Origin of the sequence: Pseudomonas sp. lyk4-R2A-10 (assembly GCF_030209075.1) — a bacterium.
GTDB lineage: Bacteria > Pseudomonadota > Gammaproteobacteria > Pseudomonadales > Pseudomonadaceae > Aquipseudomonas > Aquipseudomonas glycinae.
On record NZ_JARVSR010000005.1, the window covers coordinates 63,148 to 86,180 of the forward strand.

Here is a 23,033-nt window from a genome sequence, read left to right on the forward strand (position 1 = left end):
CGTTTCCTCGTCACTGAGTCTGGCCGGGCAGCACCCGGACACTGGCAAAGGTCTTGTCGTCGAAACCGGCGCCCAGCGAGGCCGCGCGCACGTGCAGGTACCAGGCGCCGCTGCGGTCGAGGGTCACCGGTGCTTCGTACACGCCGTCGGCGACTTCCAGTGCCGCCACTTCACGGGGCCGGGAAGTCGGCGCGAGGAAGTAGCGCAACTGCACGTCGGTCACGCCGCTGCGTTGGGTCTTCTGTTTGCCTTGGACGATGCGGAACCGCACCACGTAGGGGTCGTTGAGGGCCACGGCGGTCTTGTCCAGCAGGAACTCGACTTTTGCCGCCCCCAGGTGTTTTTCCGGCGCGCCGTCGGACGCTACCTGGGCGGTGAAGCAATGAATGATGTTCGGCTGGTTGAGCAGGAACGCCACGTCGAAGCGCCCCGCCGCTGGCAGCTTGACCCGGGCGCTGTAGAGCCCCGGCGACACTTCGCGCAGGCTGCGGTCGATCACCAGCGCGGCGCGGGCGATTTGCCCCCGGTTGGGGTAACCGGACATCGGCGCGTTCATGCCTTCGGCGTAGAAATAGGTGGTGTTGTCCACCGGGTTGACCACGAACACCGCGTTGTCATCGCGCGATACCGCAAGGCTTGACGCCAGCGGCAAATCCCCGGCCAGCCGTGGCGGCTGCGGCCCGGCTTCGAAACCCTGAGTAATCGGCTGACGCCCTTCGCCCAGCGAAGACAGGTTGATCATGGTGACTTTCGGCGAGGCCAGTCCGCGCACGTAGGCATAGGCCTGGGTGAACACCACTTGATAGGGTTCGGCTGAAACCTCCAGGTCATGGATCGCCGAATCGTTGGCCGCGTCGATGACTGTGGCGCGGTTTTCCACCGTGTTCAGCACCACGCCAAAACGGCCGTCGGCGCTGAAGTCCATCGGGCCGAGGCCCTGTTGCAGCTTGATCACCCGGCGTACGGCGCGGCTGTTGCTGTCGATCACGGTGACGGTGCCGTCCTTGCCATCGGCCACGTACACCGCGCCGGACAACGGCGAATACGCCACCGACAACGGGCTGGAGCCGGTCTTGATCTGTTGCAGCAGGCTCAGGCTGGCGACGTCGATGACGCTCAGGGTGCCGTCGTCGCGGTTGCTGACGAAGGCGAAACGGCTGTCCTTGCTGAAGGTGATTTCGTGGTGGCCGCGACCGGTCGCCAGGTGTTTCAGCGGCTTGAGACTCTGGGTATCGATCACCGTGACCCCGGATTCTTCAGCCTTGCTCGCGTTGTTGCCGACCCACAGCAGGCGCTCGTCCGGTTGCAGGGCGACCCGCACCGGTTGGCTGCCGGCGGCCACCGAGTCGATGACCTTGAATTGCTCGCTGTCGATCACCGCCACTTCCCCCGCCGTCGGCATCGACACGAAGACCTTTTTGTTGTCCTTGGGCGTGACCCAGTCCATCGGCGATTGCTTGAGTTCGATCCGCGCCAGGGTGCTGGTAATGCCGCCGACCGAGACGGACGGATCAACCACCGAAACACTGGCATCGCGGTTCATCACCAGCAGGAAATAGCTGTTGAGGTCGAGCAGCGGCCGCGCGCCGATGTTGGACTTGAGGAACGTGCCGACCCGCGACTTGCAGCTCTGGTCACGGCCCTGGGCCTGATCGGCGGCAAGGGCTTGCGGATCGATCCACGCCCCCGGCGCCACACCGGACAACGGCTGGCCGGAGGCGCCGTCGGTGACGCGAAACTGCACGTCGGCAAACTCGCCCTCACGCAGCTGGCCGTCGCTGGCCAGCGGCTTCAGATCGAAGGCGATCGATACGCCGTCGCGGGTCAGCACCTGCCCGGCGCCGGTTTGCGCCAGGGCAATCTCGCTCAGCGTGAGCAGCGCGCCGGCCATCGCCAGCAGGCAGACGCCGATGATGTTGATGATCCTGTTCATGTCGCTCTCCCCTACAAATCCTGTCCCTACCTGTGGGAGCGGGTTCACCGGTTCCCACAGGTCGCGCATTGGCACCTACTGAGCAGGCGGCGCCGGCTCCGGCTCATTGGTCACCCGCAGCAATCCCCACAGCCCCGAGGTGTTGCCATAGGCGGCGTAATCGCGGAACAGGTAGTCCCCCGGTATCGCGTTGCTGCCCCCGGCGCTCGGGATCATGAAGCTGAAGTGCGCCGCCGGCAGGATGCTTTCGTGAGCGCCGATGTACATCGACATCGGGTTGTAGCCGAAGCGCACCGAACCCACGCCCGGCGTGCCCATCGGGTAGCCACCGGTGTCGCTCTTCTCGGCCTGGAACGGGTTGAGCGACCAGACGTGTCCGTCGAGCTGGAACGTCGTGCCGCGACTGCCGCCGCTCGGCATCAGGATGTGCGTGCGGAACGGCTGACCCGGCTTGGCATACAGCACCGGCGTCTGCGGATCGCCGCCCACCAGCGCATTGCTGTAGGCCATGTGCGCGTTGGTCATGTCGCCGTAACCCGCGCCATCGGCATGGCCGAACGGCGCATCCGGAGCGAGGCCGAAGCGATACCACAGCGGTTCGGTCTTGTAGTTGATGGCCATGCTCGAGTTGTCCTGCGGATCGGTCGGCACACCGAAGCCCTCGGCAGCGATGCCTTCGACCGGCCGGCCATTGGCCCAGCGGGTGTTCAGCGCCTTGTGCCAGACCATCGCAAAGTCGCGGTAAGTCGTCTGCCCCGGTGCGGTGACCGTGGCGTTGACCTTGCGCGCATCGTCGACCCAGGTCGCGCCGATCGGCAGGATGCTCATCGCCCCACCCAGACCTTTTTGCGGTTGCTTGATCACATCTGCCGGGGTGAAGTTCAGGCCTCCGAACTCCACGGCCGTGGCGTTGATGTTGTCGACACTGCGGCCCAGTTGCGTGACCGGTTTGCCTTCACGCTCCAGGTGCCCGGCGTAGTACTGATAGGTACGGGTCGGGTAGGCGCCGCTGCTGCCAACCCGTGGTGGCACGGTCTGGGTCGGGTTGGCGCCGACGTTGGTGCCGTCGGATTTGGTGATGTCGTAGGCCAGCAGCTGGGCGTGCAACCCCACGTGGCTGGATGGCCGCATCAGGTTGTTGCTGAAGGTGGTCGAGCCCAGGCCGCTGTTGCGGTCGCGCTTGACCATGCCTTGCATCACCGCAGTCTGGGTCAGGTCCGGCATCACGCTCGGCAGACGGTTTTCCAGGGTGATGTTGATGCAGTCCCCGGCCGCTGCGCGCAGCACCAGCGGTTCGACCGGAATGCCGGGTTTGAGCTTGCCGCTGACCGGATCGAGGTCGGATTTGCGCACGTACAGGATCGCCGTCGGATCATGCAGCGGCCCGCTCTGACCACCAATGGTGATGGTCTCGCCGTCTTCCGGATCAGTGACCGTGACCTGCGGGATGCTCACCGTGCGCGAGTTCAGCACCAGGGTGCCGCCCGCCGGATTCAGCGGCCCGCCGACATGCTGACCGAGCCCGGCCGAATCGCCGATGCTCAGGCCCAGCGAATTGCCGAGGATGTCGTTGGCCAGCGCCGCCACCACTTCATAGTTGCGCTGCACCGTCGGCCGGGTGCCGATGCCGTTGGGGTTGGCGCTGATCCGTGGGCAACTGCCTTCGAACGCCACGGTGTTGCGCATGCCGGCCGGATTCGGGTTGTTGGGGATGGCGAACAAGTCATTGCGTTTGGCCGTGTAGTTGCGCATCACGCCCCAGATCCCGCTCCAGTAGCCTTCGATCGAAGCGTCCATCGAGTACAGATAGTCACCGGTGGTCGCCGCAGAGCTGGACAGCATCGACACCGGTGCGATGAAGCCCATCTGTTCGGAGATGCCGATCATCTGCGAGGCACGCCAGCCCGAGTTGGAGCTGTTGCCGAAACCGGAACCGCTCTGCAGCCACTTCACGCCGTGCAGGGTGACGTTGTGCTCTTCCTCGTGGCCGCCGGCATGCACCCGCAGACGCACGTTGTCGCCGGTGTAGGTGCGCAGCATCGGGGTGAACGGATCGCCCGGTTCGCTGCCACCCTTGTTGATGTGCGGCGGGAACAGCGTGGTGCCGCCGGTCGGGCCGGTGGCAGCCGTCACCAGGTTCGGCGCCAGGTTCATCGCCGGGATCGCCCGGTCCGTACGGCTTTGCATGGCATAGGCCAGATCGCCGCCGAGGCCGTCGGCCTGCATGCCGCGCTTGCCGTCCGGACCGACCTTGTTCGGGTCGTAGACCCGCAGGGCCAGCGGCTCGTTGCGATAGTTGACGACGAACATGCCCGGATCATCCACGGAGATCGCTTGCGGGCAAGGCCGGCTCGGGCAGCCCGGCACCTGACCGCCCTGCACTTCCAATACGCCTTCGAGCAGAGTGCTGGCGTTGTTGCGCACCGGCGGGTTGATCGCGTAGCGGAAGCTGTCGGCGGTGGCCGGGAAGGCTTGCGGATTCGGCACGCCGTTGGGGCCGGCGCCCACGTACACACCGGCTTCATACGCGTGTTGGAAGTCGCTGTATTCGAGGAAGAACTCACGGAAGCTGTCGTTCTTGCCGTCGCCGTCGAGGTCGCCGGTGTTGATCACCGCCTGCCACGAGGTCGGCCCGCCGTCCTGGCGCGCGCCGCTGTACAGAGGCTCGCCGGTTTCGGCGTGGAACCAGGTGGAACCGGCCGGTTCCGCCAGCACCGTGGCATACAGCCCGATCTGCTGGTGAGTCGATGGGCCGAGGTGGTCGTGGGTGAAGATGGTGCCCAGCCCACGATCCACGCCCTTGGCGTTGACCACCGGGTCGACGAACCAGCGTTGCATGGCCGTGCGCGCGCCCATCCAGTCACTGCGCCCGAACTGACCGAAGAACGGATGCGCCTTGGCTTTCGGGCACGCCTGGGTGCCGTCGCGCGGATCGCTGCCTGCGCACTGGTTGAATTCGCGGATCGCGTGAATGCGTTCCTGAACAGCACCGGGCGAGAGCACGCCGTCCTCGTAGTTCCAGCCGTTGGAAGAACCGTCGGCAGCCGTCAGGTCCCACTTCGGCAGGTGAATGTGCTGGCCGATCACGTCGGTCGGCGTGCGCACCTGATAGTCGTCCATCTCGTAGGTGGCGGGCACCAGGTTGGTTTGCTGGTATTGCACGCAGTCGAAGGTGTTCATGCGCATCACCAGCGGCTCTGGCGGACGCTGCTTGGTGATCACCGGCCAGGCGTCTTCCCACAACGCCAGAATCCGGGCTTGCGGGAAGTGATAACCGACCTTGTTGTAGACCGCATCGAACTGGATGTTGGCGGCCTTGTAGATCCGTGGCCGGTCGGCGGTGAAGGTCGAGGCGCCGACGAAAGACATGCCGTCCAGCCGGTCGCCGCTGGCGAATTCACCGCTGCCGGCGCTGCTGGTCAGGCGCTTTTGCCGGTCGTCCATGCACGGTTCGTAGTACGGCGCGCCGGCCATCGGCAAGGCGCCGTTGGTGCGGAAGGCCTTGGCCACGATCTGATTGCCGGGCAGCAAGGCAAAGCTTGGGTGATCCTTTTTCGCGTGGAACGCCATCGCCGCCTGTTCCACTTCGGTGCCCTCTTCGGGCAGGTAAATCGGTTTGGCGCGGGTGACTTCCTTGGAGAAGTCCAGCGAGGTGGTCACGGTGTGCGCCGCGCCTCCGGCCGCCACCCCGTCGAGGGCGTGACGCTGCAAGCCGCCATCCCAGCCGCCGGACTGATTCGGGTCAAGGTTGGCCCACAGCGCTTTGCCGCTGGCTTTCAAGGATTGCGCGGTGGCCGCGTCGAGCATGTCCAGCGGTGGGGTTGGCGGACGCTGACCCACCGAACTTTCCATGCCGCCGATCCAGAACGGATAGCCAGGGTTTTTCAGGCTGCCGTCGGCGTTGCGGTTGGCTTCGCTGCGATCGACCAGTGCCAGCGAACCGATGGCTTGCGATTCACCGTTACCACCGTGGTGTTCGCCGTCGTCATCGCCCTCATCGTCGTCATCGTTACCGGCGACCAGGGTTTCGCCGATTTTCGGCACCACCACCACTTTGCCCGGCATCGGCGCCATGGCTTTGCCGGGCAGCGGCACGACGGCAGGAATGGGCGTGCCGGCAATGATCTCGCCATCCGGCAAGGCCCGTGCACCGGCGGCCGGTTTACCGCTGCGCAGTGCGTAAGGTTCGCTGTGATAACCATCGGCACCCTGTTGCGAGACTTCCAGCCGGGTGCCTTCCTCGAACACATCGTGCACCCGCCACATCGACCACATGCCCTGGGCGAAATGCGGGTAGAAGTGGCAGTGATAGATCGCATCACCGGCCACCCGGTTGCGGTTGCCGGAGCCGCCGTTGGCGATTTCGTAGGTATAGCCGGCGCCCGGACCGATGCCTTGGGCATCGACGTAATCGGAGTTGTCGTCGTTGGGGTTGAACAGCCACTGATGGCCGTGCAGGTGGAAAATGTGCTGCTCGTGGCCGTTGTGGGTATTGCGGAATTTGACGAAGTCACCGATGTAGCTGTGGTTGACGTTCGACGGCTCCGACGGATACAGGGCCATGGTGGCCTTGACGCCGACCTGATCGGCGCTCGGTGTCTGGCCGGGGGCGATGTTCTCGAGCCCGGTGTTGGCCGGCACGTCCACCAGCATCGCCACGTCGCCGACGGTGTGCGAGCTGAGGAAGAATTCTTCGTAGGCGCACGACAGGCAGTCGTGCATCGGCCCCACGCCGAGGCGGTTGGCGACCACTTCAGCGCCCATGCCGCCGGAACCGTAGTTGATCATGAACGAGTCGCGGGTCGGCTCCAGCACATGGGCCATGACCGGGTCGGCCCAGTAGGCGGGGAATGCCTGGGTGGCAGCGGTTTCGTCCTGGAACTGCGAAGCGAAATCGCGAAACGGCTCGAGGCGGTTGGGGATCGCCGGGTTACGTTTGCCCACCGATTCCAGCGGATAGGTGCTGGGCGCAAAACTGCCATCGGCGTTGCTGCCCATGACAATTGCATCGCTTTCGCTGGAGATGATTTCGTTGCCGTCGACCATGCTGATGATCGGCGTGCCGGCCTTGCCTTCACGCAGCCACGGTTCGCGCTGCGGGTAGCGGGCCTGGTAATCGACGATCGGGTGACCGGCCGGTGTGCGGCCGGTGGTGGCCAGACGCATTTCTTCTTCGGTGAGGGTATTGCGATAGGTGCGTCCCGACTTCGGCACCACCACGACCTGACCGAACAGGCCATTGGCGGTGTTGCCGGCCGCGCCTTCCCCGCCGAATGTCGCACCACGGCTGCTGACGGCAAACGCCCCTTCGCGCTCGGCGTACAGCACGTACGAACGGCTCGCGCCCGGCGGCACCAGGGTGTTGGCGTTACGCCCGGTGTAGGAGGAAATGTCGTCGATACTGTTCACCGCTTGCAGGCCGTTGACCTGGAAGCCGACATGGCGGTCGGCGACCTGCTCGTCGACCTTGAAGGCATCGGCGCCACCGGGGTTCACGGTGCCCTCCTCGCCTTCAGGCCCTTCGAAATGCTTGTTCGGGTTGGCCTGGTAATCGAGCAGGTTCTGCAGGTTGATCGTCAGGCAATCACCGGCGGCCACCCGCAGCACCAGCGGCCGTGGACGCTTGTCCGCACGCAGCGACACCTTCCCCGGCACCGCGCTGCCGCCATAGGCCAGCGAGACATCGTGCTCATCGACCACATCACGGCGCAGGGCGTACATCATGCCGTTGGCATTTTGCGCACCGAGGCGGTTGAACATCAGCGGTTGATCGAAGGCGACCACATTGGCCACCAGATTGCGCTCGCAGCGCACGGCGGCGCTGGCCAGTTCGACACTGAGCATCGAGACCAGCAATAGCAGCCAGTTCAACAGGGGCGGAGCGTGGTGAATGCCAACCATGATCGGAAACCTCGTAGTGGGTGCTCACAGGGAACGATTCTCGATAAACCCCTTGGAGCAATCCGCGTGCCACAAAAAATGTCGTTCCAACTCAAACGGTTACACAGGTCACTTGAGAATCCGGGGGATATTCCCCACCCGTTTCCCCACTTTTCCGGGCCCTCGGGTTTGCCCCGAAAGTGGGGAAACCGGGGACATCCTTTACAACGGTGCATCCACCGCCAGCCCCTGCAGGCGCCGGTACTGACGCAGCACGCTCGGGACATAGCGCTGGGTTTCGGCGAACGGAGGAATCACCCGGCCGCGGCTGAGCACCGCGTCAGGCCCGGCGTTGTAGGCCGCTACGGCCAGGGCGATGTCGTTGTCGAACAGGGTCATCAGGCGCTTGAGGTATTTGGCCCCGCCCTGGATGTTGGCCTTGGGGTCGTAGACATCTTTCACCCCCAGCTCGCGGGCGGTGTCGGGCATCAATTGCATCAGTCCGCCGGCGCCCTTGGGCGAGGTGGCACCGGGGTTGTAATTGGATTCGGACTTGATCACCGCGTGCAGCAAAGCCTCGGGCAGGTGATTGGCGCTGGCCGCCGCTGACACCAGCTCGGCGTAGGGCTGGTTGGCGATCAATTGCGGTTGCCGGTCAAGGCTGACCAGCGGCGCATCGGACTCGCGAATCACCCGCTCGTAAGTGCGTCCGGGACGGTGGACGTTGGACAGCACGTAGCTGCCCTTGGCGTCCATGGAAACGAAGACATCGGCTTGCGCGACACCGACCGACAGCACGCAGCCGAGCAGTCCTGCAGTGAATGAATGGATCATTGGGCCTCCCCTGACAGGCCCCGAAAAATTGGGGGAAATGCCCCACTGACCCGTCGTTGATCAGCCGTACGCAAGCACTGTGCCGACTCTGGAAAAGCCCGTAATACAAGGGCTCCAGCCCGACAGCCGAATTTATCGGAGGCTGAGCATGGCAATTGCATAAGCCCTTGTGGCAACACGGCTGCCACTCACGGGAGGTCATCATGAAGCTGCAATTTCGTCCGCGTGCCCAACGCGGTTTCACCCTGCTCGAATTGCTCGTGGTGCTGGTGGTGCTCGGCCTGTTGGCCGGGATCGTCGCGCCCAAATATTTCGCCCAGCTGGGGCGTTCCGAGGTGAAGGTCGCCAAGGCGCAGATCGAAGGCCTGAGCAAGGCGCTGGATCTCTATCGACTGGAGGTCGGCCACTACCCGTCCACCGAACAGGGCTTGCAGGCGCTGGTGACCGCACCGAGCGACGAAGCCAAATGGACCGGCCCGTACTTGCAGAAAAAACTGCCGCAGGATCCGTGGGGGCGTAACTACACCTACCGCTATCCCGGCGAAAACAGCGAGTACGACCTGCTCTCGATGGGCAAGGACGGCCAGCCCGGCGGCGAAGGCGAAAACGCCGAAGTCACCAACTGGCAATAAGCGGAGCTCACGGCATGCGATTTCAACTCAAAGCAGTGGGCAAGGCCGGGGTGGTGTCGCTGAGCGTCGAGGCGCCCGGCCAGAGCGAAGCGCGGCGCATCGCCGAGGATCAGGGCTTGCGTGTGGTCAGCCTGCACGCCGAGAGGCACTGGCGTTCGTTGCGCCTGAGCAAGCGAGAAACCTTCAACCTGGTGCTGTTCAGCCAGGAACTGACTACCCTGCTCAACGCCGGCCTGCCGCTGATCGATGCGCTGGAGAGCCTGGCCGAAAAAGAAACCGCCCCCGCCGCCCGCAAAACCTTGAGTGAGCTGGTGCGGCTGCTGTACGAGGGCAAATCGTTCTCCCAGGCGCTCGGCCAGTTGTCGGCGGTGTTCCCGCCGTTGTACGTGGCGCTGGTACAGTCCAGCGAGAAGACCGGCGCGGTCGGCGATGCGCTGGGCCGTTACGTGAGCTATCGCCAGCGCATGGACGAGGTGCGGCAGAAGATCGTCAGCGCTTCGATCTACCCGCTGCTGTTGCTGGTGGTCGGCGGTGGCGTGGTGCTGTTTCTGATGGGCTATGTGGTGCCGCGCTTCAGCCTGGTGTTCGAAGGACTGGGCTCGAACCTGCCGTGGCTGTCGCAGATCCTGATGAGCAGCGGCATGTTTTTGCATGCGCATCAGGGTGAGTTTTTCGGCCTGTTGGCGACAATCGTCATCGCCCTCGCCGTGCTGCAGAAACAACCGGCGTTTCGCCGTGGGCTGGATCGGCTGGTGGAGAAACTGCCTGCCGTGCACCAGCGGATTTTCATGTATGAGCTGGCACGGTTTTACCGGTCACTGGGGATTCTGCTGCAAGGCGGAATTCCGCTGGTGACCGCCATGGGCATGGTGCGTGGCCTGCTCACCGTGGCCTCGCGAGCTCGGCTGGACCAGGCCTGCGAGCGGGTGCGCGAGGGGCAATCGTTGTCCACTGCCCTTGAGCTCAACCGGCTGGTGACGCCCGTGTCCCTGCGCCTGCTGCGCGCTGGCGAGCAGTCCGGCAACCTCGGGCAAATGATGGAACGCAGCGCCGATTTCTACGACGAGGAAATCAGCCGCTGGATCGAGTGGTTCGTGAGGTTGTTCGAACCGCTGCTCATGACTTTCATCGGCCTGTTGATCGGGGTGATCGTAATCCTGATGTACATCCCGATCTTCGAACTGGCTTCGAGTATCCACTGACCTCGGGAACGGGTCGGATCACACGCAACAAGCCACATCCACGTTCCCAATCAAGACAACAAAGACGGAGAACGATATGCACATTCAAAAGCTCGTGCTCGCAATGGCCATCGGCGCAGTCCTGTCGGCGTCTACCGTACTGATTCCGGACAACCTGTCCGGGGTATCGAGTGTTCAGGCCAAGGAAGGGGGAAGTGGTGGTGGAGGAAGCGGCGGGGGGGGCGGCGGCGGTGGTAACGGTGGGGGTGGCGGCGGTAATGGAGGGGGCGGTAGCGGAGGCGGTGGTGGCGGTAATGGAGGCGGCGGCAGCGGTGGCGGTGGTGGCGGTAATGGAGGCGGCGGCAGCGGTGGCAATGGTGGTGGTCACGGCGGCAGCGGCAGTGGCGGCAACAGCGGCAGTGGCGGCGGTGGCAACAGTGGCCACAGCGGCAGTGACCACGGCTCGGGCCATTCCGGCAACACGGCGTCATCGGGCCGCAGCGGCACGCATTCTGAACCCGGCGACGACCATGGTGTACATCGGGCCGGAGAGGTCGGCGATGACCATGGCGTGCATCGCGCTGGTGAAATCGGCGATGACCATGGTGTACACCGCACTGGTGAAGTCGGCGATGACCATGGCGTACATCGTGCCGGTGAAATCGGTGATGACCATGGCCTGCATGCAGCCGGCCAACCGGGCGATGATCGCGGTGTGCATGTCGGCGGCGAGCCTGGCGATGACAAGCGCGCCAACTGACCCGAACTGAAAGCACCGCAATTCCTGTGGGAGCTGGCTTGCCAGCGATGAGGCCTGGTCAGTTAAAGCATCACTGACTGACCCACCGCTATCGCGGGCAAGCCCGACTCCCACAGGGCTCATCGGTGCCCACCAGTTCACCAAAAAACCTAGAGAGCGACATGATTCTGATCCAGCCGCTCGCGCAAAAACTCGATCAACGCCTGCACCGGCCGTGATGCCTGACGATGCTGCGGGTACACCGCCGACAGCGTCAGCGGTTCCGGCCGAAACTCGTCCAGCACCGGCACCAGCCGCCCATCCTTCAGCGCCGCGCCAACGATGAACGTCGGCAGATAAGTAATCCCCATCCCCGCCACCGCCGCATCCCGCAGCAACTCACCGTTGTTGACGCGCATCCGCCCGGTGACATTCACCAGCAGCGGCTTGCCCTGCCCCGCGTTGAACCGCCACTGCACCGAACGACCGTGGCCGTAAGGCAGACAGTCGTGGCCCAGCAGATCTTCCGGTCTGACCGGCGCACCGCGCTCGGCCAGATAAGCAGGACTGGCGCAGTACACCCGCTCGATTGACGCGATGCGTCGGGCGATCAGGGTCGAGTCTTCCAGCACGCCGATACGCAGCGCCAGGTCGTAACCCTCGCCCAGCAGATCCACCGGCCGGTCGCTCAAGTCCACCTCCACCGTGACCTCGCGATAACGCTGCAGAAACGGCGGCAGCAGACAGCCCAGATGGGCCAACGCAAACGACAGCGGCGCACTCACGCGAATCGCCCCGCGCGGCTCGGCAGTCTGCCCGGCGATGCCCTGCTCCACCGACTCGACTTCACCGAGCAAACGCAGCGCCGACTCGTAATAGCTCTGGCCCAGCGGCGTCACGTCCAGGCGCCGGGTCGAACGGTTGAGCAATCGCACGCCGAGGCGCTCCTCCAGTTGCATCAACCGACGGCTGACGAACTGCTTGGAAAGGCCCAACTGATCGGCCGCCGCCGTGAAGCTGCCGGAGTCCATCACCTGGCAAAAAATACGCATGTCTTCGAACGGGTTCATTGTCACTCCCTGGTTGACAGTTAAACGCTTTATAGCCGCTTTTTCACTTTCCGGCACCTCATTAATCTGTGCTCACGGTGTTGCTGAGGCCTGAAGCCCAGCGCCACAGCAGCCCGATCCCAAGGCATACAAAAACTCAAACGACTTAAAAAGGAATTGCACATGAACATCAAGAAAACCCTCGCCGCTTCCCTGCTCGCCCTGTCCATCGGCAACGCCTTCGCCGCCGAAAGCACTGGCGTCGAACACAACACTCAGGCCTTCCTCGACGCCCTCGCCGCCGGCGGTGGCAAACCGCTCGAGCAACTGAGCCCGAAAGACGCCCGTGCGGTGCTGACCGGCGCCCAGGCTTCGGTGAAGGTTGACCTGTCCGGCGTTGAAGTCAGCGACAAGGCGATCAAGGTCGACGGCCAGACGATCAACCTGAAGGTGGTGCGTCCAGCCAAGGTCAAAGGCGAGTTGCCGGTGTTCATGTTCTTCCACGGTGGCGGCTGGGTGTTGGGCGACTTCCCGACGCACCAACGCCTGATTCGTGATCTGGTGGTGGGCTCTGGCGCGGTGGCGGTGTACGTCGATTACACGCCGTCGCCGGAAGCGCAGTACCCGACCGCGATCAATCAGGCTTACGCCGCGACGAAATGGGTGGCCGAGCACGGCAAGGACATCGGTGTCGACGGCAAGCGTCTGGCGGTGGCCGGCAACAGCGTCGGCGGCAACATGGCGGCGGTCGTGGCGTTGATGGCCAAGGAACAGAAAACCCCGGCCCTGCGCTTCCAGTTGCTGATGTGGCCGGTGACCAACGCCGGGTTCGATAACGGCTCGTACCAGCAATTCGCCGAGGGCCACTTCCTGACCAAGGGCATGATGCAGTGGTTCTGGGACAACTACACCACCAACCCGGCCGAGCGTGCGCAGATCCATGCCTCGCCGCTCAACGCCAGCGCCGAACAGCTCAAGGGCCTGCCCGCCGCGCTGGTGCAGACCGCCGAGTTCGACGTGCTGCGTGACGAAGGCGAAGGCTACGCCCGCCACCTCGACGCGGCTGGCGTGCCGGTGACCTCGGTGCGCTACAACGGGATGATTCACGACTTCGGCCTGCTCAACCCGCTGAACGGTATTCCTGAGGTGAAGGCCGCCGTGCGCCAGGCTGCGGCAGAACTCAAGACCCACCTGAACTGAGTCCAGCCACTCGCCACACCTTCGGGTGTGGCGTTTTCTTTTGTGTCCGCCGGAGTTCACCTCATGAGCCTTTTTTCTGCCCACCTGCTGTCCTGGAGCGCTCTGCTGCTGGTGCTCGACACCTTGCTCTGGCACCTCGCACCGTTCAAGCATCGCGCGCAACGGGTCGCCGTGCGACTGGTGCTGTTCCTGGCCTTCAACGCGCTGGCCATCAACGCCGGCGTCAGCCCGTTGCAGGCGCCGCTGTTTGCCGACGACCCGGTGGCGCAACTCGGAGCGACGGCACTGGGCATTCTCTGGTGGCTGTACGCCGCGCGGGTGCTGACCGAAGTCATCGGCCTGATCCTGATGCGCCGCATCGGCCACAGCGGTCGTCTGTTGCAGGACGTGATCGGTGCGCTGGTGTTTCTGGCGGCCATCGTCGCAGCGGCCGGTTATGTGCTGGATCTGCCGGTCAAAGGCCTGCTGGCGACTTCCGGGGTGGTGGCGATCGTCATTGGTCTGGCGCTGCAAAGCACCTTGGCCGACGTGTTTTCCGGCATCGTGCTCAACACCACCAAGCCGTATCAGGTAGATGATCTGGTGGTCATCGATGGTGTCGAAGGCAAGGTGCTCGACATCAACTGGCGTGCCACGCACCTGCTGTCCAGCACCGGCACTCTGGCCGTGGTGCCGAACTCGGTGGCGGCCAAGGCCAAGATCGTCAACCTCAGCCGCCCGAACAACCTGCACGGCGTGTCGATCAGCATCAAGGTGCCGAACCACATTCGCCCGCGCCGAGTGCTCGACGCCCTCGAGCGCACGCTGCAAGGCAGCAGCAGTCTGTTGCTGACGCCCGCACCGAAAGCGGTGCTGAAAGAGGCCGGCGACGAAATGTCGGAATACGTGGCCAGCGGATTCATCGCCGAACTGGGCAAGAAAAGCGAGGTGCGCAATCAACTGTTCGACCTCGCCCACCGCCATCTCGAAGCGGCCGGTATTTCGCGGCACCCGGACGGTGTGATCGAACCTTCGACCCGCGCCCGCGCGTTGCTCGATGAAGTGAAAATCTTCCGCTCCCTGAGCCATGAGGAACGCGATCGCCTCGCCGAGTCGATGGTCGCGCAGCAGTACAGCGCCGGGCAGGTGGTGCTCGATCTGGAGGAAGTGCCGGACAGCCTGTTCGTGATCGCCACCGGCGTGGTCAGCGCCAGCGTTCCGGACGGCAACGGCTTCACCGAGGCCGGGCGCATGGGGCCGAGCGAGGTCATGGGCGAGCAGAGCATTCTGGCGGATACGCCTTCGCAAGCGACGTTCACCGCACTGACGTCTTCGATCATTTATCGCCTCGACAAGAACCTGACTCGCCAGTGCATGGAACAGCGCAGTGAAGTGGGTCGGGCGTTGAACAAGTTGCAGGCGGTAAGGCAGCAGAACAGTCGGCTGGCGTTGATGGCCAAACCGGCACCGGTGAAAAAAGGTGGATTTCTGGGCTGGTTGCAAAAGCGCTGAGCCCTTTTCTGAAGGCAAAAAGAGGCCCGCCATTTTGGCGGGCCTCTTCGTTACAAGCTTACTTGGCAGTGAACTTGGTGTAGCTGTTGATCAGGTTGCGGTAGTTCGGCAGGCGCTGCGACAGCAGATTCGCCAAGCCTTCCATGTCGTTGCGCCAGTCACCCTGCAGCTCGCAGGCCACAGCAAACCAGTTCAGCAGGTGTGCGCCGGCAGCCGACATACGCGCCCACGCCGCTTGTTGCACGGTGGTGTTGAAGGTGCCGGAAGCGTCGGTGACCACGAACACTTCGAAGCCTTCAGCGATGGCCGACAGGGTCGGGAACGCCACGCACACGTCAGTCACCACACCGGCGATGATCAGTTGCTTGCGGCCAGTAGCCTTGATGGCCTTGACGAAGTCTTCGTTGTCCCAGGCGTTGATCTGGCCAGGACGGGCAATGAACGGTGCGTCCGGGAATTGCTCTTTCAGCTCAGGCACGATCGGGCCGTTCGGGCCGGAATCGAAGCTGGTGGTGAGGATGGTTGGCAGGTTAAAGAACTTGGCGATGTCGCCCAGGGCCAGCACGTTGTTCTTGAACTCGTTCGGCGAGAAATCCTGCACCAGCGAGATCAGACCGGTCTGGTGGTCGACCAACAGCACAACGGCATCGTCTTTGTTCAAGCGTTTGTAAGGAACGTTGCTCATGTGAAACTCCTCGATGGATGGTTGTTGCGGGGAGCGCCGCTCACACAGAGCGGCGCTTTTTCAAAAGGATCAGAACGCGAAGCAGGAGCAGCCGAACGCGCCCCAGAAACCGGCGAAATCGCTGACCGGCGCATTCGACATCCGCGCTTTTTCATGGCTGTGGGTATGCACTGCGCACGGGCCGCTGCACTGATGAACCTGGGCCTGCAAGGGCGAATTCGGGCGCCAGTGGCCAGGGACTTTCACTACCGGCGACCAGTCCGGCAGCACCGGCAATGAACGTGGGCCGAGGTCTTCGAAGTCGCCGGCGGCGTACACGATCTTGCCGCCGACCACGGTCATTACCGACTCGATCCACTTGATCGCTTCTTCTTCGACGCTGAAGAAGTCCGCGCTCAGCGCTGCCAGGTCCGCCAGTTGCCCGACCTTGATCTGGCCCTTCTTGCCCTGTTCGGACGAGAACCAGGCGCTGCCATGGGTGAACAGTTCCAGCGCGGTGCTGCGTGGCAACCCTTCTTCGTACAGCGCCAGACCGCCAACGGTGCGACCGCTGACCATCCAGTACAGCGAAGTCCACGGGTTGTAGCTCGACACGCGGGTGGCATCGGTGCCCGCGCCGACAGGCACGCCTTCGGCGAGCATGCGTTTGATCGGTGGCGTGGCTTCGGCGGCTTGTTTGCCGTAACGGTCAACGAAGTATTCGCCCTGAAAGGCCATGCGATCCTGGATCGCAATGCCGCCGCCCAGTGCCCTCACCCGCTCGATGTTCTGCGGGGTGATGGTTTCGGCGTGATCGAAGAACCACGGCAAACCGTTGAACGGAATGTCGCGGTTGACCTTCTCGAACACGTCGAGCATGCGGCTGATCGATTCGTTGTAGGTGGCGTGCAGACGGAACGGCCAGCGCTGCTCGACCAGGTGGCGCACCACCGGCTCAAGCTCCTGTTCCATGGTCTGCGGCAGGTCCGGGCGCGGTTCGAGGAAGTCTTCGAAGTCCGCTGCCGAGAACACCAGCATTTCCCCGGCGCCGTTGTGGCGCAGGAAGTCATCGCCCTGATGCAACTTGACGCTGCCGGTCCAGTTCTGGAAGTCGGTCAGCTCTTCTTTCGGCTTCTGGGTGAACAGGTTGTAGGCGATGCGCACGGTCAACTGGTCGTCTTTGGCCAGTTGCTCGATCACCTGATAGTCGTCCGGATAGTTCTGGAAACCGCCGCCGGCATCGATGGCGCTGGTCAGGCCGAGCCGATTGAGTTCGCGCATGAACTGACGGGTCGAGTTGACCTGATACTCCAGCGGCAGCTTCGGCCCCTTGGCCAGCGTCGAGTACAGGATCATCGCGTTCGGCCGCGCCACCAGCATGCCGGTCGGGTTACCGTTGGCATCGCGCACGATCTCGCCACCCGGCGGGTTCGGCGTGTCGCGGGTGTAACCGGCCACGCGCAACGCAGCGCGGTTGAGCAACGCACGGTCGTACAGGTGCAGGATGAATACCGGGGTGTCCGGCGCGGCCTGGTTGATTTCTTCGAGGGTCGGCATGCGTTTTTCGGCGAACTGGAATTCGTTCCAGCCGCCGACCACGCGCACCCATTGCGGGGTCGGTGTGCGGTCGGCCTGATCCTTGAGCATGCGCAGCGCATCAGCCAGCGACGGCACGCCTTCCCAACGCAGTTCGAGGTTGTAGTTCAGACCGCCACGGATCAAGTGCAAGTGCGAGTCATTGAGGCCGGGAATCACGCAGCGGCCCTTGAGGTCGACCACTTGAGTGCCGGCGCCCTTGAGCGCCATCGCCTCGGCATCGTTACCGACGGCGACGAAGCGCCCGTCCTTGATTGCCACGGCGCTGGCGAGGGGTTTTTCGCGGTCTACCGTATGAAATTGGCCATTGAACAGAATCAGATCGGCGTTCATCGCAGTTCCTTCGAGATAAGTGAAACGGAGCCCGGACCCGCCGCTTCAGCGCGGCGGATTGGCATTGGATTCGAGGTGTTTGTGTGACTGACCGGCTTCCAGCCACGGCGCGAACAGACGGGTCACCGGCGGCATGAACACGTAGACCACCGATACCACGATGGTCAGGGTGATCAGGAACGTGGCGACCACGTAGTTGGACAGGAACGCATTGAGTTGCAGCAACGGCCCCCAGATCAGCGGCACCAGCAAGGTGTGCGGCAGGATCACCAGCAGCGTCACCACGGCCTGCTTCCAGCGTGGTGGCGGCGATCCGGCCTCGGCCGTCGGCGTGAACCAGAATTCGTTGGCTGCGTTGACTTCGGTCTGATCGCCGTCGGCGAGCATCGGCGCGGCTTCATCGATCAGTTTCTGACGCTGCGGCGAGTCGAGCCAGCGCTGCATCGCGTCGGTCGAGCAATAACGCAGCACGCAGGTGAACAGCGCGAGCCCGCCCTGCTGGCTGCGCATCACGTCCACGCCCAGATGCCCTTCTTCGCGCCCCGCCACGCTGACGATATTGCGCAGCCACGCTTCGTACGGCTGTTCGAAACCGGCCTTGACCCGGTGCTTTACGATCAGCGTCACGGTTTCTTCGGGTCCCGGTTTTTTCGGGGTCTGGGCATCAGGCATAACGGAGCACTCCGGGCAAACGAACATTGAGCGCCAGCCGTCCCGGCCCGGCGATCAGAACAGTGGTAAACAGGATCAACAGCAACCAGCCGAACTGCCCTTCGGCCACACTCCATTGCGGATGCACAAGCAGCAGCGCCACCAGCAGCACAAAGAGAATAGGCAAGCACGCCAGACGCGCCAGCACCCCGGCGACGATCAGCAGCGGACAGAGGACTTCGGCGAAGATCGCCAGAATCAAAGTGAGGTGGGCACCGAGGTGAAACGGATCTTCGATGAGTTGCAGCTGCGCGGTGAAGTCCAGCAGCTTGGGCAAGCCGTGGACGAACAGCAGAAACAGTCCGCCGGCGACCCGCAGAAACAGCAGGCCGAGATCTTGCGCCTGGTCATTGCGTTGTACAGCGTTCATGGGCCCACCCTTGATCAATCATTGCAGGCAATGGTGCAACGATTGACCGGGGGGGAAATTGGATGGGTGTGCTCTCTTTTTGAGACCACCGTCGATCGTTCCCACTCTGCGTGGGAATGCCTCAATGGAGGCTCTGCGTCCGCTCTTTGGGACGCGGAGCGTCCCGGGCTGCATTCCAACGCGGACGGTTCGACGCCTCGACGTGGGAACGATCAGTGAAACTGAGCAGGCTACAGCGGCGCCTCAGTCTTCAACTCCAGATTATCCAGCGCCCGGTTCACCGCCAGCTCACCCAGCATGATCAATTGCGCGATCCCCAGCAGCACATGCCGCTGCGGGCCGTCCACCAGCCCGGCGAAGTCGGTGGCCATGATTTTGGCCGAAGTCAGGGTTTCGCAGGCGTCCGCCAGCAGTTCTTCGCTGTCGATGCCGGGGGCGATGAGGTAGCGGGTGTTGGGTTTGAGCAGCGGTTTTCGGGGGAGCAGCGGATTGAGGTAATGGTCGAGGGCGCGCTCGGCGGCTTCGTGGAATTTCTTGGAGTCGAGGGTTTCGTAGGGCGAGGTTGTGTCGGTTTCAGGCGGGTTTGGCGTGGGTTTGATCATGCTTGCATCTCCAGAGTCATTGAGCTGCCACGATTCGCTGCGATACGAAGGGGTGGCAGCCATACGCGGGTCGCAGACCGGGACTCTAGAACCGGCAGACCCGAGGGTCTCCCACGTACAGCCGCCATAAAACCGGAGGATGTTGTGCGTCCAGAGATCGCGGGCTGCGAGACCCGATCGCTGATTCGTCAGCGACCCGGAAACGATAAGACCCAACCCCAAGGCGCACAAGCCGGCGGATTCTGGCGTACACGTAGGCAAAGGCGCAAGGCGTTGTGGCTTACCGGAAGTAACCTTAAACGCCTTTCAACACCGCGCTAAACCGCCGGAATATCCAGCGTCACCGACATGAACTGACTGATCCGCGAACGCAGCCATTTCTCTGCCGGGTCGTTGTCATGCACCCCGCTCCACGCCATCGACAGTTGCGCCGCATCAATCGGAAACGGCGGATCTTCAGCCCGCAACGCACACCCTTCCACCAACGCACACGCCGCATAATCCGGCACGGTGGCGATCATCTCGGTGCCCGCCAGCAGCGCGCGCAATCCACTGAACTGCGGCACACCAAGCACCACACGGCGGCTGCGGCCAACCTTGGCCAGGTCCATGTCGATGTTGCCGCTCAGGTCTCCGGAGAACGAGACCATCGCATGCGGGCGCTCGCAATACTCGTCAAGCGTGAGCGGGCCCGGACGATTGTCGCCACGCAGGACCTTGCAGGGAATGTCGCGCAATTTCTTGCGTTTGGCGTTGGCCGGCAGATCGGTGGTGTAGCTCACGCCGACAGAGATTTCCCCCGAAGCCAGCAACCCCGGCATCAGCAGGTAATTGGCGCGACGTACCACCACGACAATCCCCGGCGCCTCTTCCTGCAACTGGCGCAGCAGCGGCGGGAACAGACCGAATTCGGCATCGTCCGACAAGCCGATGCGAAACACGTCGCAACTGGTCGCCGGATCGAATTCCTTGGCCCGGCTGACCGCGCCGGAAATCACGTCCATCGCCGGTTGCAGCTCCTGGAGAATCGCCAGCGCCCGCGCCGTCGGCTCCATGCCCCGGCCATTGCGCAGCAACAGCGGATCATCGAACAGATCGCGCAGACGCCCCAGCGCCGCGCTCACCGCCGGTTGGCCCATGAACAGTTTTTCGGCGACGCGGGTCAGGTTCTTTTCGAACATCAGCGCTTCGAAAATCACCAGCAGGTTCATGTCGACGCGGCGCAGATCGTTACGGTTCATGGGGCACGTTTTCCTTGTTTTAGCCTGACGTGAAAGGTGGGAACTTTACTCGATCAGCGGCACTTTGGCCGCGCGTTTGTAGGGGCCGTATTCAACCGGCACCCACTGGAAGTGCTTGTCGACCGCCGTGATGTGGCCGATGCCCGGGAATGGCAAGTGCGCGGCCGTGACCCAGGTCTTGCTGGCCGCCGCTGCACTGAACACGGCGGTACGACTCTTGATCGCCTGCTGACCGTTGACGTCGAAGCGGATCGACACCTCCGGATGATCGAACTGCACCCCCAGGTTATGCACCAGATCGCCCATGAACACGATGCTCTGGTTCTGCGAAGTGAAGCGGTAGGTGGTGCTGCCCGGCGTGTGCCCGGCTTCCAGTGTGGCTTCGACCACACCCGGCAAAGGGGACTGGCCCTCTGCGAACGTCTTGAAGCGCCCGGCCGCCACGTAAGGCGCAGTGGAATCCTGGGCGATCTTGAAAAACTCCCGGGCACCGGCCGGCGCCTTGGCCTCGGCCTGCGGATCGAGCCAGTAATCGGCTTCGGCCTTGGCTGCATAAACCGTGGCATTGGCAAAGATCGGCCGTTGCTGGCCGTCGACCAGCCCACAGACGTGATCCAGGTGCAGGTGCGTCAGCAGAATCGCGTCGACCTGCTCAGGCTTGTAACCCGCTGCCTGCATGTTCGCCGAGAGCTGGCCGGCGGTGGCGCCGATGCACTGGCCCGCGCCGGTATCCACGAGAATCAGTTGTTTGCCGGTGTTGACCAGGAACGCATTGAACGCGGTCTGCACGCCCGGCGTTTCAATCGAGCGCCGGGCCAGCAGCGCGCGAATCTGGCTTTGACTCATGCCTTGCAACAGCTTCGGCGACAAATCGTTGTAGCCGTCGAACAGCGCCGTCACCTCGTAATCGCCCAGCGCCAGCCGGAAATAACCCGGCGCCTGCGTGCCGACCTGCGGTGCCTGCGCCATGGCGCTGGACATCACACCGACCAACGCCAAGCCGATTACGCCGCGTACCAAATCTTTCATCTGCATGCCCCTCGCCCGAGCCCGATTCTGCGGCCCCTTATGGCCCGCCCCCAATCGTCGCCATCCTGCCCGGTTCCCGTCATGGGGACTTGCAGCGGTGTGCTGAGTTGCAGCCGACGGTGGAATTAACAACGTTTAACTCGTCAGCACCCGCCCCTCGCCAAACAATGAATCCCTCTGCGCAGCGTTGTTTTTTTGACCTGAGGGAAAGCGCTGACCGTGCGTTCCCCACCGACACGGACCTTGGCCATGGCTCACTCACAGCAAACCGTCGCCCTCGCCCCTGCCAGCGAACCCCGCAAGCCCAGCACTGGCGGCCTCAGCCCGCAACGGGAACGGCTGGTGAAACAGCTGATTCTCGAACGCCTCGGCGACAGCCTTGAAGTCACCGAACTGGCCAATGCCTGCGCACTCTCGCGCAGCCATTTTTCCCGGGCGTTCAAATGCAGCACAGGGTACTCGCCGCAAGACTGGATCCGCACCCAGCGCATTGCCCGAGCCAAGCAGTTGATCCAACACACCAACCACAGCCTCACGCAGATCAGCCTGGAGTGCGGCTTTTGCGATCAGGCGCACTTCTGCCACATCTTCACCCGCAGCGAAGGGATCAACCCGTTTGCGTGGCGTTGTCAGGTCATGAAAAACCGCTGAGGCGGTTTCACCCTCGAGCCATCCGCTGGGCCAGTCGCGCCACCCGCTCGCCCAGGTGCGCGGCGGTTTGTTGGTCTTCCAGCGGCGGCGCCTGCTCGGGCGGTTGCTCGACACAGGACTGGGACATGGCGCCGAGGGAGCTGCCGAGGCGATTCAATTGCCCGTCGAAAACACCTGCGCACGCACGCGCCGGCAACAGATCGAGCCCGACCCAGATCATCGAATGCTGGGCCGCAAACACCGCCATTTGCAGCAAGGTATTGAGCTTGTCGCCGCACAGGCTGCCGGAGTTGGTGAAGCCCGCCGCGAGTTTGTCGCGCCACGGCCGGGCGAGGTAGAACGAGGCCGTGGCCTCCATGAATTGCTTGAACGCCGCCGAAGCGCTGCCCATGTAGGTCGGCGCACCGAAGATGATGGCGTCGGCGCGATGCAGGTCATCCCAGTGGGCTTCCACGTCTTCTACCGCCAGCAACAGGCAGGTGCTGCCCATGTGGCGCTCCACACCTTGGGCCACAGCCTGGGCAATGACGCGGGTGTGCCCGTAGCCACTGTGATAAACCACTACTACCTTGCTCATCGCAGCGTCCTCCGGACGTATGCATTCCATTGCCGTGGAGTTTTGGCTCTGAAGCCGACGCGGACGAGTTAATCGTTGTTAATTTTCCCCGGCTATCGGGCAAAACGGCACGGGTTCCGGCCTTTGAATACAGTGGTGACGGTACTGGATGCCGAGTGATGCAAAGGCCCGAGTCCTTCGCGAAAGTTGCGCTGGCGTCAAATCCTGAGGAATATGCTCGGATACTGCGGATCAGACGGCTTGCGTGCCCCTCAAGCCTCTATTCGCCCTGCCCGTCACGGATTCTTCACCCTGACGGATCAGGATCATAAAAAGCGTCG

The 23,033-nt window shown here is 63.4% G+C and carries 18 protein-coding genes; 6 read left to right on the forward strand and 12 right to left on the reverse strand.

The features are described 5' to 3' along the window. Positions 1-10: 10 nt before the first annotated feature. From QRN46_RS08935 to QRN46_RS08945, 3 genes are all read right to left on the reverse strand, one after another. Entirely contained in the window at positions 11-1,933 is a 1,923-nt protein-coding gene (locus QRN46_RS08935; protein ID WP_285354550.1) for a YncE family protein, read from the reverse strand. A 75-nt stretch (positions 1,934-2,008) separates the two neighbouring features. Next, the gene (mnxG, locus tag QRN46_RS08940) at positions 2,009-7,834 is read right to left on the reverse strand and encodes a manganese-oxidizing multicopper oxidase MnxG (RefSeq protein WP_285354551.1); all 5,826 of its coding nucleotides are present in this window, start codon (positions 7,832-7,834) and stop codon (positions 2,009-2,011) included. 201 nt (positions 7,835-8,035) lie between these two features. Continuing rightward, a complete protein-coding gene (locus QRN46_RS08945; protein WP_011333422.1) occupies positions 8,036-8,647 on the reverse strand; it encodes a lytic transglycosylase domain-containing protein in 612 nt (203 codons plus the stop codon). Between the two features lie 203 nt (positions 8,648-8,850). Between QRN46_RS08945 and gspG the strand changes: the two genes are divergently transcribed. The 3 genes from gspG to QRN46_RS08960 all read left to right on the forward strand — a co-directional run bounded on the left by gspG (position 8,851) and on the right by QRN46_RS08960 (position 11,220). Further along, entirely contained in the window at positions 8,851-9,279 is a 429-nt protein-coding gene (gene gspG / locus QRN46_RS08950) for a type II secretion system major pseudopilin GspG (protein ID WP_011333421.1), read from the forward strand. Between the two features lie 14 nt (positions 9,280-9,293). After that, the gene (locus tag QRN46_RS08955) at positions 9,294-10,481 is read left to right on the forward strand and encodes a type II secretion system F family protein (protein WP_007956102.1); all 1,188 of its coding nucleotides are present in this window, start codon (positions 9,294-9,296) and stop codon (positions 10,479-10,481) included. A 76-nt stretch (positions 10,482-10,557) separates the two neighbouring features. After that, a complete protein-coding gene (locus QRN46_RS08960; protein WP_285354552.1) occupies positions 10,558-11,220 on the forward strand; it encodes a hypothetical protein in 663 nt (220 codons plus the stop codon). 149 nt (positions 11,221-11,369) lie between these two features. On the opposite strand, the gene QRN46_RS08965 is transcribed toward QRN46_RS08960, so the two are convergent. Beyond that, positions 11,370-12,269, reverse strand: a complete 900-nt coding sequence (locus tag QRN46_RS08965) for a LysR family transcriptional regulator (RefSeq protein WP_011333419.1) — start codon at positions 12,267-12,269, stop codon at positions 11,370-11,372. Between the two features lie 162 nt (positions 12,270-12,431). On the opposite strand from QRN46_RS08965, the gene QRN46_RS08970 reads away from it, so the two are divergent. Both QRN46_RS08970 and QRN46_RS08975 read left to right on the forward strand, forming a co-directional pair. Continuing rightward, positions 12,432-13,448 (forward strand): alpha/beta hydrolase, encoded by a 1,017-nt coding sequence (locus QRN46_RS08970; RefSeq protein ID WP_007956098.1) that lies wholly within the window; start codon positions 12,432-12,434, stop codon positions 13,446-13,448. Positions 13,449-13,511: 63 nt separating this feature from the next. Next, the gene (locus tag QRN46_RS08975; protein ID WP_011333418.1) at positions 13,512-14,939 is read left to right on the forward strand and encodes a mechanosensitive ion channel family protein; all 1,428 of its coding nucleotides are present in this window, start codon (positions 13,512-13,514) and stop codon (positions 14,937-14,939) included. A 58-nt stretch (positions 14,940-14,997) separates the two neighbouring features. Here QRN46_RS08975 and ycaC read toward each other — a convergent pair whose 3' ends face one another. The 7 genes from ycaC to QRN46_RS09010 all read right to left on the reverse strand — a co-directional run bounded on the left by ycaC (position 14,998) and on the right by QRN46_RS09010 (position 21,485). After that, complete coding sequence (ycaC, locus tag QRN46_RS08980; protein WP_011333417.1) at positions 14,998-15,624, reverse strand: isochorismate family cysteine hydrolase YcaC; 627 nt, start codon at positions 15,622-15,624, stop codon at positions 14,998-15,000. A gap of 69 nt (positions 15,625-15,693) precedes the next feature. Next, positions 15,694-17,532, reverse strand: a complete 1,839-nt coding sequence (locus QRN46_RS08985) for an amidohydrolase (protein ID WP_011333416.1) — start codon at positions 17,530-17,532, stop codon at positions 15,694-15,696. 45 nt (positions 17,533-17,577) lie between these two features. Beyond that, on the reverse strand, positions 17,578-18,204 hold the full coding sequence (locus QRN46_RS08990; RefSeq protein ID WP_011333415.1) for an antibiotic biosynthesis monooxygenase: 627 nt from the start codon (positions 18,202-18,204) through the stop codon (positions 17,578-17,580). After that, the gene (locus QRN46_RS08995) at positions 18,197-18,613 is read right to left on the reverse strand and encodes a DoxX family protein (protein ID WP_074687718.1); all 417 of its coding nucleotides are present in this window, start codon (positions 18,611-18,613) and stop codon (positions 18,197-18,199) included. The genes QRN46_RS08990 and QRN46_RS08995 overlap by 8 nt, the downstream gene beginning before the upstream one ends. A gap of 230 nt (positions 18,614-18,843) precedes the next feature. Then, complete coding sequence (locus QRN46_RS09000) at positions 18,844-19,215, reverse strand: DUF6124 family protein (RefSeq protein ID WP_285354553.1); 372 nt, start codon at positions 19,213-19,215, stop codon at positions 18,844-18,846. Positions 19,216-19,532: 317 nt separating this feature from the next. Continuing rightward, positions 19,533-20,456, reverse strand: coding sequence for a LysR family transcriptional regulator (locus QRN46_RS09005; protein ID WP_011333412.1), 924 nt, complete (start codon positions 20,454-20,456; stop codon positions 19,533-19,535). Positions 20,457-20,501: 45 nt separating this feature from the next. Continuing rightward, entirely contained in the window at positions 20,502-21,485 is a 984-nt protein-coding gene (locus tag QRN46_RS09010; RefSeq protein WP_285354554.1) for an MBL fold metallo-hydrolase, read from the reverse strand. 249 nt (positions 21,486-21,734) lie between these two features. On the opposite strand from QRN46_RS09010, the gene QRN46_RS09015 reads away from it, so the two are divergent. Next, positions 21,735-22,136: a helix-turn-helix domain-containing protein gene (locus QRN46_RS09015; RefSeq protein WP_064378890.1), complete on the forward strand. Its 402-nt coding sequence runs from the start codon at positions 21,735-21,737 to the stop codon at positions 22,134-22,136. Between the two features lie 7 nt (positions 22,137-22,143). Here the strand turns inward: QRN46_RS09015 and QRN46_RS09020 are convergent, their stop codons facing one another. Continuing rightward, the gene (locus tag QRN46_RS09020; RefSeq protein WP_064378889.1) at positions 22,144-22,713 is read right to left on the reverse strand and encodes a flavodoxin family protein; all 570 of its coding nucleotides are present in this window, start codon (positions 22,711-22,713) and stop codon (positions 22,144-22,146) included. Between the last annotated feature and the right edge of the window lie 320 nt (positions 22,714-23,033).

Bases quoted from the DNA above. Each gene is read 5' to 3' on its own strand.
- QRN46_RS08965 (WP_011333419.1), bottom strand. From the start codon at position 12,269: ATGAACCCGTTCGAAGACATGCGTATTTTTTGCCAGGTGATGGACTCC.
- QRN46_RS08990 (WP_011333415.1), bottom strand. From the start codon at position 18,204: ATGCCTGATGCCCAGACCCCGAAAAAACCGGGACCCGAAGAAACCGTG.
- QRN46_RS08975 (WP_011333418.1), top strand. From the start codon at position 13,512: ATGAGCCTTTTTTCTGCCCACCTGCTGTCCTGGAGCGCTCTGCTGCTG.
- QRN46_RS08960 (WP_285354552.1), top strand. From the start codon at position 10,558: ATGCACATTCAAAAGCTCGTGCTCGCAATGGCCATCGGCGCAGTCCTG.
- QRN46_RS09020 (WP_064378889.1), bottom strand. From the start codon at position 22,713: ATGAGCAAGGTAGTAGTGGTTTATCACAGTGGCTACGGGCACACCCGC.
- QRN46_RS09000 (WP_285354553.1), bottom strand. From the start codon at position 19,215: ATGATCAAACCCACGCCAAACCCGCCTGAAACCGACACAACCTCGCCC.
- QRN46_RS09015 (WP_064378890.1), top strand. From the start codon at position 21,735: ATGGCTCACTCACAGCAAACCGTCGCCCTCGCCCCTGCCAGCGAACCC.
- mnxG (WP_285354551.1), bottom strand. From the start codon at position 7,834: ATGGTTGGCATTCACCACGCTCCGCCCCTGTTGAACTGGCTGCTATTG.
- QRN46_RS08945 (WP_011333422.1), bottom strand. From the start codon at position 8,647: ATGATCCATTCATTCACTGCAGGACTGCTCGGCTGCGTGCTGTCGGTC.
- QRN46_RS08970 (WP_007956098.1), top strand. From the start codon at position 12,432: ATGAACATCAAGAAAACCCTCGCCGCTTCCCTGCTCGCCCTGTCCATC.
- QRN46_RS08995 (WP_074687718.1), bottom strand. From the start codon at position 18,613: ATGAACGCTGTACAACGCAATGACCAGGCGCAAGATCTCGGCCTGCTG.
- QRN46_RS08935 (WP_285354550.1), bottom strand. From the start codon at position 1,933: ATGAACAGGATCATCAACATCATCGGCGTCTGCCTGCTGGCGATGGCC.
- ycaC (WP_011333417.1), bottom strand. From the start codon at position 15,624: ATGAGCAACGTTCCTTACAAACGCTTGAACAAAGACGATGCCGTTGTG.
- QRN46_RS08985 (WP_011333416.1), bottom strand. From the start codon at position 17,532: ATGAACGCCGATCTGATTCTGTTCAATGGCCAATTTCATACGGTAGAC.
- gspG (WP_011333421.1), top strand. From the start codon at position 8,851: ATGAAGCTGCAATTTCGTCCGCGTGCCCAACGCGGTTTCACCCTGCTC.
- QRN46_RS08955 (WP_007956102.1), top strand. From the start codon at position 9,294: ATGCGATTTCAACTCAAAGCAGTGGGCAAGGCCGGGGTGGTGTCGCTG.
- QRN46_RS09010 (WP_285354554.1), bottom strand. From the start codon at position 21,485: ATGAAAGATTTGGTACGCGGCGTAATCGGCTTGGCGTTGGTCGGTGTG.
- QRN46_RS09005 (WP_011333412.1), bottom strand. From the start codon at position 20,456: ATGAACCGTAACGATCTGCGCCGCGTCGACATGAACCTGCTGGTGATT.